General features: G+C 60.4%; 11 protein-coding genes. 10 read left to right on the top strand and 1 reads right to left on the bottom strand.

Annotated features, from left to right (window positions below; translation table 11 throughout):
• Positions 1 to 37 precede the first annotated feature (37 nt).
• The 9 genes from ACM530_RS29250 to ACM530_RS29210 all read left to right on the top strand — a co-directional run bounded on the left by ACM530_RS29250 (position 38) and on the right by ACM530_RS29210 (position 9,792).
• On the top strand, positions 38 to 1,474 hold the full coding sequence (locus ACM530_RS29250) for a sugar porter family MFS transporter (RefSeq protein ID WP_242200180.1): 1,437 nt from the start codon (positions 38 to 40) through the stop codon (positions 1,472 to 1,474).
• Positions 1,475 to 1,519: 45 nt separating this feature from the next.
• A complete protein-coding gene (locus tag ACM530_RS29245) occupies positions 1,520 to 2,416 on the top strand; it encodes an intradiol ring-cleavage dioxygenase (protein WP_242200179.1) in 897 nt (298 codons plus the stop codon).
• Positions 2,417 to 2,457: 41 nt separating this feature from the next.
• On the top strand, positions 2,458 to 3,324 hold the full coding sequence (locus tag ACM530_RS29240; protein WP_242200178.1) for a sugar phosphate isomerase/epimerase family protein: 867 nt from the start codon (positions 2,458 to 2,460) through the stop codon (positions 3,322 to 3,324).
• Between the two features lie 54 nt (positions 3,325 to 3,378).
• Positions 3,379 to 4,374 carry an inositol 2-dehydrogenase gene (gene iolG, locus ACM530_RS29235; protein WP_126589304.1) on the top strand — a complete coding sequence of 332 codons (996 nt, stop codon included), beginning with the start codon at positions 3,379 to 3,381 and terminating at the stop codon, positions 4,372 to 4,374.
• A gap of 23 nt (positions 4,375 to 4,397) precedes the next feature.
• Positions 4,398 to 5,489: a Gfo/Idh/MocA family protein gene (locus ACM530_RS29230; RefSeq protein ID WP_416363863.1), complete on the top strand. Its 1,092-nt coding sequence runs from the start codon at positions 4,398 to 4,400 to the stop codon at positions 5,487 to 5,489.
• Between the two features lie 110 nt (positions 5,490 to 5,599).
• On the top strand, positions 5,600 to 6,673 hold the full coding sequence (gene chvE / locus ACM530_RS29225; RefSeq protein WP_416363862.1) for a multiple monosaccharide ABC transporter substrate-binding protein: 1,074 nt from the start codon (positions 5,600 to 5,602) through the stop codon (positions 6,671 to 6,673).
• Between the two features lie 54 nt (positions 6,674 to 6,727).
• Positions 6,728 to 8,263: a multiple monosaccharide ABC transporter ATP-binding protein gene (mmsA, locus tag ACM530_RS29220; protein ID WP_177130862.1), complete on the top strand. Its 1,536-nt coding sequence runs from the start codon at positions 6,728 to 6,730 to the stop codon at positions 8,261 to 8,263.
• Positions 8,260 to 9,450 carry a multiple monosaccharide ABC transporter permease gene (gene mmsB / locus ACM530_RS29215; protein WP_177130861.1) on the top strand — a complete coding sequence of 397 codons (1,191 nt, stop codon included), beginning with the start codon at positions 8,260 to 8,262 and terminating at the stop codon, positions 9,448 to 9,450. Before mmsA ends, mmsB begins: the two co-directional genes overlap by 4 nt.
• A gap of 36 nt (positions 9,451 to 9,486) precedes the next feature.
• Positions 9,487 to 9,792, top strand: a complete 306-nt coding sequence (locus tag ACM530_RS29210) for a Dabb family protein (protein ID WP_103695839.1) — start codon at positions 9,487 to 9,489, stop codon at positions 9,790 to 9,792.
• Positions 9,793 to 10,081: 289 nt separating this feature from the next.
• On the opposite strand, the gene ACM530_RS29205 is transcribed toward ACM530_RS29210, so the two are convergent.
• Positions 10,082 to 10,483, bottom strand: a complete 402-nt coding sequence (locus ACM530_RS29205; RefSeq protein WP_416363861.1) for a GNAT family N-acetyltransferase — start codon at positions 10,481 to 10,483, stop codon at positions 10,082 to 10,084.
• Positions 10,484 to 11,241: 758 nt separating this feature from the next.
• Between ACM530_RS29205 and ACM530_RS29200 the strand changes: the two genes are divergently transcribed.
• Positions 11,242 to 11,973: an SDR family NAD(P)-dependent oxidoreductase gene (locus ACM530_RS29200; protein ID WP_177130853.1), complete on the top strand. Its 732-nt coding sequence runs from the start codon at positions 11,242 to 11,244 to the stop codon at positions 11,971 to 11,973.
• Positions 11,974 to 12,027 lie beyond the last annotated feature (54 nt).

Raw genomic sequence — 12,027 nt, 5'->3', positions numbered from 1 at the left:
ACTGAGCGTACACATAAATTCAATAAAGGTTGACCTCATGTCCAGTAACCAAACCGCCGCTGTTGGCGCGTCCGCGAAAATCCTCTGGCGCATCGCCGCCATCACTACCATGGGCTCGTTGGGGTTCGGTTACGACACCGGGGTCATCTCCGGCGCATTGCCATTCATGTCACTGGCCCCAAGCCAGGGCGGCCTGGGCCTGACGCCCGTGTCTGAAGGCCTGGTGGCCTCGGCCCTGATCTTCGGCGGCGCATTTGGCGCGCTGTTCGCCGGCCAACTGTCCGACCGTTATGGCCGCCTCGGCGTGCTCAAGGCCCTGGCCGTGCTGTTCGCCCTGGGCGCGCTGGGCACCGCCCTGTCGCCAACCCTGTGGACCATGGTCGCCACCCGTTTCGTGCTGGGCATCGCCGTGGGCGGCGCCTCATCGGCAGTGCCGGTTCTGATCGCCGAATTGGCAGCGCCCAAGCATCGCGGACGGCTGGTGTGCCAGAGCGAATTGATGATCGTGTCCGGCCAGTGTCTGGCCTACATAGCCAGTGCCGGCCTGGTGCACCTGTTCGAAAGCCCGTTGGTGTGGCGCTATATGCTGGCCATCGCGCTGATTCCGGCGGCACTGCTATATGTAGGCATGCACTTCGTACCGTCCTCGCCGCGCTGGCTGGTCAGCAAGGGCCGCATTGACGAGGCCAAGGCCACGCTGCTCGGCATCCGTGACACTCAGCGTGAGGTGGACCGCGAGCTCAAGGAAATCATCGCCCAATGTGAAGTGGAGCGCCGCCATGGTAGCTCCCTGTCCAAGCTCAACGAACCCTGGTTGCTCAAGCTGCTGGGCATCGGCATCGCCCTGGGCTTCGTCATCCAGTTCACCGGCGTCAATGCCTTCATGTACTACACCCCCATGATCCTGAAGGAAACCGGCCTGGGCACCAGCGCAGCCCTGATTGCCACCATTGGCAATGGCGTGGTGGCCGTGGTCGCGACACTGATCGGCATGTGGTTGATCAATCGCATGGGCCGGCGCACGATTCTGCTCATGGGCCTGACCGTGGTGGTGCTGGCGCAGATTTTCCTCGGCGTGGTCATGAACTTCATGCCCCACTCGCCGCTGCAAAGCTACCTGGCCCTGGGCGGCGTGCTGGTGTTTCTGTTCTTCATGCAGATGTGCATCGGCCCCATCTACTGGCTGCTGATGTCCGAGCTGTTTCCCACTCACGTGCGGGGCCTGATGAATGGCATCAGCGTCGGCGTGTTCTGGATTTTCAACGCCATCGTCGCCTTTGCCTTCCCGGTGATGCTCAGCGTGATGGGTGGCATGACGTTCTTCCTGTTCGCTGTGATCAACATCGGTTCGATCGTGTTCTGCACCCTGTGGCTGCCAGAGACCAAGGGCATGACCCTGGAAGAGATCGAACAATTCATGCAGCAGCGCCTGGGCGGCCGCAAATGGCGTACTGCCCAAGCCAATGCCTGCTGATGACAGCCGCCGGCCTTCCACAATAATGATCAAGGACATCAATCCATGACTGCGCACCTGAACACCGAGAGCCCGGTTGGGGGACTGTTCGAGGAAGAACGTTCCGCCGAGATCGTCAACGCCCGCATCACCGACGCCGCCAGCCCGCGCCTGCGCGACGTGATGTCGGTGCTGACCCGTCACCTGCACGCAGCTGTCAAGGAGATCGAGCCTACCCACGAAGAGTGGTTCACGGCCATCGAGTTCCTGACCAGGACCGGGCACATGTGCACCGACTGGCGCCAGGAATACATCCTGCTGTCTGACGTGCTGGGCGTGACCATGCTGGTGGATGCCATCAACCACCGTCGCCCCAGCGGCGCCACGCCCAACACTATCCTCGGTCCGTTCTATGTGGCCGATGCCCCGCGCTACAAGAACGGCGCCAACATTTGCCTGGACGGCAAGGGCGAGCCCACCCTGGTCAGCGGCCGCGTGCTGGACACCGACGGAAACCCCATTGTCGGCGCCACCCTGGACATCTGGCAGACCAACGACGACGGCTTCTACGACGTGCAGCAAAAAGGCCTGCAGCCCGAATACAACCTGCGCGGCCTGTTCACTACCGATGCCGACGGCTGCTACGCCTTCCGCACGGTCAAGCCCCGCCACTACCCGATCCCGGCCGACGGCCCGGTGGGCAAGCTGCTGGGCCAGTTGGGGCGTCACCCTAACCGCGCCGCGCACTTGCATTTCATCGTCACCGCCCCCGGCTATGACCAGGTCATTACCCACATCTTCACGCCCGACTGCCCGTACCTGCACGAGGACACGGTGTTTGGGGTGAAGAAAGAACTGATTGCCGAATTCACCACGCAGACCGATGCGGCCACCGCCCGGCGCTACGACCTGCAAGTGCCTTACCTGGCCGTGAACTGGGACTTTGTCCTGACCCCGGCCTGACTGACCGACCCGATTTTCAACGACAAACAAAAGTGATCGACATGCCCGATAAAAATGTTGAACTGCTTGCAGCCTACTGGACCCTGGCCGGTGACACCTACCCCGGCGCGGCCAGCGAGATCAGCCCGTTTTCCCTGCAGGCGCGGGCAGAGGCTGCGGCCAAGGCCGGCTGGCGCGGCATGGGCCTGGTGCACGCGGACCTGGTGCACAACGTCGCCAAGCTGGGTATTTCCACCGTGCGCAATATCCTCAAGGACAATGGCATCAAGCACGTGGAAGTCGAGTTCCTCACCGACTGGCACCTGGAGGGCGACCTGCTGGCCGCGTCCCACGTGATTCGCGACGAGCTGCTGGAAATCGCCGGTGAACTGGGCGCCCGCAACCTGAAGGTGGCTGGCGGCCTGTTTGAAGAAGGTCCGCCGGACGTGGCGCGCATGCGTGATGCCTTCGCCATCCTGTGCGACCGCGCCGCGCCCTACGGCACCAACGTGGTGATTGAGTTCCTGCCGTTTTCCAGCGTCAACACCATCGACCGCGCCATCGCCGTCACCGACGGCGTGCGCCCCAATGGTGGTCTGCTGGTGGACACCTGGCACGTGGCCCGCGGCGGCATGAGCTTTGATGAAATCAGCAAGATCCCGCTTGAGCTGATCAAGTCCATCGAGCTGGACGACGCCAACCATGCAGTGGTCGAGTCGTTCTTCAACGACTCCACCCACCATCGCAAGCTGTGCGGCGAAGGGCAGCTGGACGTGCCGGAGTTCATTCAGCAGGTGGTCAATGTCGGCTACCGCGGCCCGTGGGGCGTGGAACTGATCAGCGCCGAGCTGCGCAAGTTACCCCTGGACGTGGCGGCCAAGCGCGCCTTCGACACCACCATGGCCCAGTTCGAAAACATCCGTTTCTAAATGGCGACAACCTTTGCCACAACAACGAACAACAACATTTGCGGAGAGACAAAAATGGTAGGTATCGCAGTGCTTGGCGCCGGTCGCATCGGCAAAATTCACGCCGCCAACGTGGCAGCCAGCAAGTTCGCCACCCTGGTGGTAGTCGCCGACCCCTTTGCCGAAGCCGCCTCGCGCCTGGCCGACGAACTGGGCGCCGAATCCATGACCGACTGCGAGGCGGCCATTGACCGCCCCGACGTCGATGCCATCGTCATCGGCACCCCGACCCACACCCACATCAATCTGATGCTGCGCGCCGTGCGCCAGGGCAAGGCGGTGCTGTGTGAAAAACCCATCGACCTGGACATGGCCAAGAGCCTGGCAGCGGTGGAAGAAGTGGAGCGCCTGAATGGCCGCGTGATGCTGGCGTTCAACCGCCGCTTTGAAAGCACTTTCGCCGAAATGCGTGCGGCCATCGAAGCCGGCGACATCGGTGACGTGCGCCAGGTGATCATCACCAGCCGCGACCCGGGCCTGGCCCCGGAGGACTACATCCAACACTCGGGCGGCATTTTCCGCGACATGACCATTCACGACCTGGACATCGGTCGCTGGCTGCTGGGTGAGGAGCCGGTGGAAATCAACGCCATCGGCAGCCGCCTGATCGACCCGGCGATGATGGAAAAGTACGACGACTACGACACCGCGATGGTGCAGATGCAGACCGCTTCCGGCAAGCAGTGCCACATCAACAACTGCCGCAACGCGGTGTACGGCTACGACCAGCGCATTGAAGTGTTCGGCTCCAAAGGCATGCTGCAGATGGACAACCTGCGTCCCACCACCATTCGCCGCTGGAGCCAGGACGTCACCGACGCCCGCGAGCCTCTGCTGAACTTCTTCCTGGAACGCTACCAGCAAGCCTACAAGTCGGAACTGGATGCCTACATCGACGCCCTGGTAAACAAAAAGCCGCTGCCGACCACCGTGCAGGATGGCCTCAAGGCCCTGAAACTGGCCGATGCCGCCGTGGAATCGGTAGCCACCGGCCGTACCATCAAGCTCTGAGTCGCCGCCCCAAGGAGAATCACATGTCTTATCAGCGTGAGCGCGGTACCCCCATTGGCGTCGCCTGCCTGGGTATTACCCACCCGCATACCTCGGGCCGGGTCAAGGCCTTCAAACGCCTGGCCAATGTGCAGTTTCAGGGTGCCTTCGATGACAGCCCGCTGCTTCAGCCGTTCTGCGACGCCATGGAGTTGCAACCGCGCAGCAAGGAAGAGATCCTCGCCGACCCGAACGTGCACGTGGTACTGGTGCACCCCAAGAGCTACCTGATGGCCGACTGGGCCATCGAAGCGCTGGAAGCCGGCAAGGCCGTGCTGTGCGAGAAGCCGGCAGGGCGTGGCACCCAGGACACCCAGCGCATTGTCGACGCGGTGGAGCGCACCGGTGGCCTGTTCCAGGTCGGTTACTGCTGGCGCTACGCGCCATCGGTGGAAAAAATGCAGCAGGTGCTGCAAAGCGGCGATATCGGCAAGGTTCTGCAAGTACGTGCCCACGCCGGCTGCTCCCATGATGAGGCCGACACCAACCACATGAAACAGCCGGGCGACCGTGGCGGCGCGTTCTACGTGATTGGCTGCCACACCATCGACCGCATTCTGCTGCACTTCGGCAAGCCGAAGTCGGTGAACGCGCGCATCACCAAGTTCGCCGGGCAGATGAGCGATTCGGCCCGCGAGGACGCAGTGGGCGCGGTGCTCAACTACGACGACAAACTGGTGACCATCGACTTCATGTCCTGGGACCCGATGCCCTGGACCGAGAGCTGGGACATTACCGCCTACGGTACCCATGGCGTAATGCATTCAACGCCCATGCCAGCGTCGTACAAGCTGTACCACGATGGCAACAACGGCCACCAGCAGGGCTGGACGCACTGGAACGAGAACAGCTTTCCAGAGATCTGGGCGGTGCGCAAAACCGTCTACTCCCCGGAAATCGCCGAAATCGGCAACCCGGTGTACTTCGACCGCGAGGCCGCCGCATTCACGCACTCGCTATACACCGGCGCGCCTTCCAACGTGCCGGCCACCCAGGCCCACGACATCAACGTGATCCTCGAAGCGCTGTTCGAGTCCGCTGATGCCAACGGCCAGGAAACAGTCCTGGCGTTCTAACCCGCACCACAGTCCCGGTACGCGAAACACCCCGTCGGCTCGACCGTTGTCGAGCCGGATGGGCCTTTGCGTCCCTGTTAAAACACAAAAACAACAAGGCAGAGGACATTATGCACACGATCATCAAGATTGCCGCCGCACTCGCACTGGGCATCGCCCTGAGCGCCTGCGGCAAAAGCGAGACCAGCAGCAAGGGCACCATCGGCGTCGCCATGCCCTCCAAGACCGAGGCGCGCTGGGTTTCGGACGGTGCCAATATCGTCGACTCGCTGAAGAAAATGGGTTACGACACCGACCTGCAATATGCCCAGTACGAGGCACCCACCCAGCTCTCGCAGATCGAGAACATGATGGTCAAAGGCATCAAGGGCCTGATCGTGGCGCCGATCGACGGCACCACCATGGCCGATGTGCTCAAACAGGCGAAAGAGAAGGGCATCAAGGTCATCTCCTATGACCGACTGATCCGCAATTCCAAGGACTTCGATTACTACGTCACCTTCGACAACTATCGCACCGGCGTACTGCAGGGCCAGTCCATCGTCGATGCGCTGGACCTCAAGGATGGCAAGGGCCCGTTCAACCTGGAGATCTTCGCCGGCTCCACCGATGACAACAATGCCCACGTGGTGTACTCGGGCGTGATGTCGCAGATCAAGCCTTACATTGACAACGGCAAGCTGGTGGTGCGCAGCGGCCAGGTGGCCATGGACAAGGTTGCCACCCCGAACTGGGACGGTGCCCAGGCCCAGGCGCGCATGGACAACCTGCTCAGCGCGTTCTACAGCACCACCCACCTGGACGCTGTGTTGGCCATGAATGACCAGATTGCCAACGGCGCGGTGTCGTCGCTCAAGGGCGTGGGTTACGGCAGCGGCAAGTCGGCGATGCCGATCGTGACCGGCCAGGACGCCGAGGTCTCCAGCGTCAAGTCGATTATCCGCGGTGACCAGTCGTCCACCATCTTCAAGGACACCCGTGCGCTGGCCGGTGCGGCCGCCCAGATGATGGACGCCGAACTGACCGGCAAGGCAGTCAGCGTCAACGACACCACGTCCTACGATAACGGTTCGATGGTGGTGCCTACCCAACTGCTCACCCCGCAGCTGGTCGACGTCAAGAACTGGCAGAAAGTGCTGGTCGACGACACCAAGTTCTACACCCAGGCGCAGTTGCAACAATAGCCGACGCGGCGTGGCCGCCGCCCCGGTGGCGGCCCCTTGCACGGGAGAGAAAAAATGACAAAAACGATTCTCGACATGCGCGACATCCGCAAGGCGTTTGGCCCGGTCAAGGCGCTGAGCGGCGTCAACCTCAAGGTGGGCGATGGTGAGATTCATGCCATCTGCGGGGAAAACGGTGCGGGCAAGTCGACGCTGATGAAGATCCTCAGCGGCGTCTACCCCCATGGCAGCTTCGAGGGCGAGATCCAGTTCGACGGCGCGCCGCGCACCTTCCATAACCTGCGTGACAGCGAGGCGCTGGGCATCTGCATCATTCACCAGGAACTGGCACTCGTGCCGATGCTGTCGATCACCGAAAACCTTTTCCTGGGCAACGAGATCGCCCGCCACGGGGTGATCGACTGGGATCAGGCGCACTTGCGTGCCCGTGAACTGCTGGCCCGCGTCGGCCTCGATGCCCGCCCGCAGACGCTGGTGGGCAACCTGGGTGTTGGCCAGCAGCAGATGGTCGAGATCGCCAAGGCGCTGGCCAAGGACGTGCGCCTGCTGATTCTCGACGAGCCCACCGCCAGCCTCAACGAAAGGGACAGCGACACCCTGCTCAAGCTGATGCTGGAGCTCAAGGGGCGGGGCATTACCTCGATCATCATCTCCCATAAGCTCAACGAAATTGGCCGGGTGGCCGATGAGATCACGGTAATTCGCGACGGCAGCACGGTTGACGTCATCGACTGCCGCGCCGACGGCATTGATGAGGGCCGGGTTGTGCGTTCCATGGTCGGCCGCGAGCTGTCCGACCGTTACCCCGCGCGGGTGCCCAACATTGGCGAGACCTTGTTCGAGGTGCGCGACTGGTCGGTGGGTGACCCCGAGCGGCCGGACCGCGACCGGGTGCGCAACCTCAACTTTCACGTGCGCCGCGGTGAAGTGGTGGGCATCGCCGGGTTGATGGGCGCCGGCCGTACCGAGTTCGCCATGAGCATGTTTGGCCGTTCCTACGGCGTCAATGTGCGCGGCACCGCGCACCTGGAAGGCCAGGTCGTGGACCTGGGTACCGTGCGCAAGGCGATCAAGCAGGGCCTGGCCTATGCCACCGAAGACCGCAAGGGCGCCGGCCTGGTGCTGGGTGACAGCATTACCCACAACACCTCCATGGCCAACCTGGGCGCGGTGTCCAAACGCTGGGTGATGAACGAGCTGGGCGAGACCGCCGTGGCCGACGGCTTCCGCGCGCGGCTGCGCATTCGCAGCCCGGACGTGACCCAGTCGGTGGAGAAGCTCTCGGGTGGCAACCAGCAGAAAGTCGTGCTGGGCAAATGGCTGTTCTCCAACCCCAAGGTGCTGATCCTCGACGAACCCACTCGCGGTATCGACGTGGGCGCCAAGTACGAGATCTACGGCGTGGTCAACCAGGTGGTCAGCGAAGGGCGCGGGGTGGTCATGATCTCCTCGGAAATGCCCGAGCTGCTGGGTACCTGTGACCGCATCTATGTGATGAACGAAGGCCGCTTCGTGGGCGAGTTTGCTATCGCCGAGGCGTCCCAGGAAAAAATCATGCACGCAATCATGAAAAATGAGGTGATCCAATGAGCGAAGCCAGCCTGCCTCTCTCTTCCAAACCCGGCCACCTGACGTTATTCAAGCGCGGTGCGCGCGAATACGGCCTGCTGGTGTCGCTGATCGTCATCATGGTGTTTTTCCAGGTGGCCACCGGCGGGGCGCTGATGCAACCGCTCAACCTCACCAACCTGCTGCTGCAGAACAGTTACATCGTGGTGATGGCCCTGGGCATGTTGATGGTCATTGTCTGCGGCCATATCGACCTGTCGGTCGGTTCGGTGGTGGGCGTGGTCGGCTCGATCGCCGCGGTGCTGATGGTGCAGTACCGTCTGGACTTCTTCACCGTGACCCTGATCTGCCTGCTGGCGGGTGCCTTGATCGGCGCGGCCCAGGGCTATTGGGTGGCGGTGTGGGGCATGCCGTCGTTCATCGTGACCCTGGCCGGCATGCTGATTTTCCGCGGCGCCACCATTGCTATCTCCCAAGGGCAGTCCATTGGACCGTTCCCGCCGGCGTTCTCGGCCATCAGCTCCGGTTTTGTGCCTGACCTGTTCAGCAACGAACACCTGCGTATCACATCGCTGTTGTTGGGCATCGCCGTCGCTATAGCCTTCTGGGTGATTGAATACCGCAGCCGCCTGCGCACCCTGAAAAGCGGTGGCAGCGTCGTGCCCATGGTGGTGTTCGCCCTGAAAAACGGCGTGGTCACCGCGCTGATCGTGTACTTCTGCTACCTGCTGTCCACCTACCGTGGCATCCCCACAGTGCTGGTGATCATGAGCATTTTGATCGGGGTATACACGTTCATCATGAACCGCACGGTGATCGGCCGTTGGGTATACGCGGTGGGCGGCAACCTCAAGGCTGCGCGGCTGTCGGGCATCAATACGGCGCGAGTGACCTTCTTTGCCTTCGTCAACATGGGTGTGCTGGCGGCGGTGGCCGGGCTGATCTTCGTGGCCCGCCTGAACAGTGCCACCCCGCGAGGCGGCACCGGTTTCGAGCTGGACGTGATCGCCGCGGTGTTCATCGGCGGAGCGTCAGCCTCCGGTGGCGTCGGCAAAGTGGTGGGCGTGGTGATCGGTGCATTCATCATGGGCGTGCTGAACAACGGCATGTCCATCATGGGGATCGGCATCGACTACCAGCAGATGATCAAGGGGGCGGTGCTGTTGGCGGCCGTGTTCGTGGATGTTTATCAAAAGACCAGAGGTTGATATGTCGCCCAAGGAAGACAACGGCAGGGGACAACGATGATCAAGCACATTGTGATGTGGAACCTGGCCGGCGACACGCCGGAGCGCAACCAACAGGCGTGTCTGTTTCTCAAGGAGCAATTCGAAGGGCTGGCAGGGCGGATACCCGGGTTGTTGAAAATCGAGGTGGGGGTGGATTTCAGTCGCATCGACTATGCCTGTGATGTTGTGTTGTACAGCGAGTTCGACTCGCAGGAGGCCTTGGCAGCCTATGCAACGCACCCGGAGCATTTGCGGGTGAAGCGGGAGTTGGGGGACTGTCGGATTGCGCGGCATCAAGTCGATTACGTCGCCACCGTGTAGCTAAGTCCGCTAGGTTGGGGCGATTAGCGCCGCTAGAGGTACCCTGAGCCAATGTGGGGAATCTCAGCTTGGCGGCGCACATTTTAAAAGGCGCCAGAATAGGTCACTCAGAGCGGCGTATTGAGAAAATTCCGCGTTTGGGGGGGCAAAAACATTTTTCCTGGGATCTAGGACGGTAGTTTCAGCCTAAAAAACTAATCGGGCCCCCATTCGCACCGGGTGTGTGAGCGCTCGCGAATAGCGATTTCTCACGGACTACAGTAGGGCGGTGGATGGTATTCAGTGCACCTCAGTATGCTGGATCAGAAACCGGTACCGTGAGCCGGATACGTTCTGAAATACCAGCAAGCGTCTCAGTTAAGAGGAGCTGTGCGGCACCGGTTCCATGGTGTTTTGAATCGACATAGCATCGTTTCAACTCAGGGATGCCATCCGCCAGTAGGATGTTTAATCGATCTGGTTTGTAGTCGACCAAACTGAAACCCACAATATCTCCGGCTTTCTCCAACACTCGCACCTCTTGGCTTGACGTATCCAGCGCGATTTGAAAACAACGCGCGGTCAGATTTTCGCTGATGTAGCGCTCCAGTTCTTCTGCTGGAGTGTCTGCTGGGCACGCCAGTGAAAAGGTAGCCTTCGCGATTCTACTCATGCTCTCAGAGTCACCCATTATCGCTGGACGCACACGCATTCATCGCTCCTTGGATTGGTAGATATTAGCGCGTACCGACGACTGAGGAGGCAGCTACGCAAATCAAGTGTTACGAAATGAGCCTATGGAATGCAAGCCTGTCGAGAGCCCATGAGCGCGAATAATGACCAAACAAGTAGCCTCGGCGGGACTACAACAGAGCTGTGAGGTCAGTTCGTATGCGTCCGCCGAAGTCACGTTGCATGACTAAGCAGATATGCGCCGCCGATCCTCATCGCTCATATCCCGGGCGAGTAGCTCAACTTCGTACAAGCCGCCAATCGAGTGCAGTGCCTAACAAACCGCAGCCAGCCGGGACCGGTTTTGGACCCTTCGCGAACTTACGATTCTGGGCTAGGGCCCCAGCTCCCCGAAGCAGCGATTCTTGACGGAAGAAACCTGCAGTTTGGTGCCGCCGTAAGTGGACCATCCTGTGACCGGTAATGAGGGAAAAATGTCGTTTCCGCCTCCTGTAGTCAGACGTAGAGTCGAACGTTCGAACGGCAAGATTGACTCATCCTCATCCAGGAGAAGGACGCTCATCACTGTTCAGGCGCTTCAATGCAAGGAAACGAGAAATGGCCAAAAAGGGCTTGGGATCCCAGCGAATCACCCGATGTTTGCAGCGAACAAAAGCGGCTATGAGAGTCATGGCCACTCATGACGCCCTGCCCAAAAGTAGCACATTGAAGATCGCGATTTTTTTGACCTAGACCGCTAAAAAACAAAGCGAAACTTTCTAACAGGTAAATGCATGTATGAGCGAAAAGACATTGTTATTGACCGGTGCCAGTCGTGGCATAGGCCATGCCACCGTCAAACACTTTCAAGCCGCTGGGTGGAGGATTTTCACCGCCTCTCGCCAGGACTGGGTCGCTGAATGCCCATGGGCCGATGGTTTGCTCAACCACATTCATCTTGATCTCGAAGATATTGATAGCGTCAGTGACAGTCTGGCTTCCATCAGGGAAAAGTTGGGCGGGCGCTTGGATGCATTGGTAAACAATGCCGGAGTTTCGCCTAAGGGGCCTGAGGGGACACGTCTTGGTGTTCTGGAGTCCGACTATGCAACCTGGATCAAGGTCTTCAATGTCAATCTGTTTTCTACGGCCCTCCTTGCGCGGGGGCTGTTTGATGAATTGAAAGCTGCAAAAGGCAGCATCATCAACGTTACCTCTATTGCAGGATCCAAGGTGCACCCGTTCGCAGGTGTCGCTTATTCCACATCCAAAGCTGCGCTCTCCGCCCTGACTCGGGAAATGGCTTTTGATTTTGGCCGACATGGCGTAAGGGTCAACGCTATCGCACCTGGAGAAATCGAAACCTCAATACTGTCCGCAGGCACTGCGGAAATCGTTGAACGGTTAGTGCCGATGAACCGGCTGGGCAAACCTGAGGAAGTTGCTTCGCTCGTCTACTTCCTTTGCACCAGTGGCGCTTCTTATGTAAACGGCGCAGAGATTCACGTTAACGGTGGCCAGCATGTCTAACGTTAATGGCCGGATCTGGGCGTTCACCTTACGTATCCGCGTAAGCGTTGACGT

Origin of the sequence: Pseudomonas sp. NFX183, from assembly GCF_047943075.1 — a bacterium.
Lineage (GTDB): Bacteria > Pseudomonadota > Gammaproteobacteria > Pseudomonadales > Pseudomonadaceae > Aquipseudomonas.
Note: the sequence above shows the minus strand (reverse complement) of the source record. Positions and strands in the feature narration are given on the sequence as shown.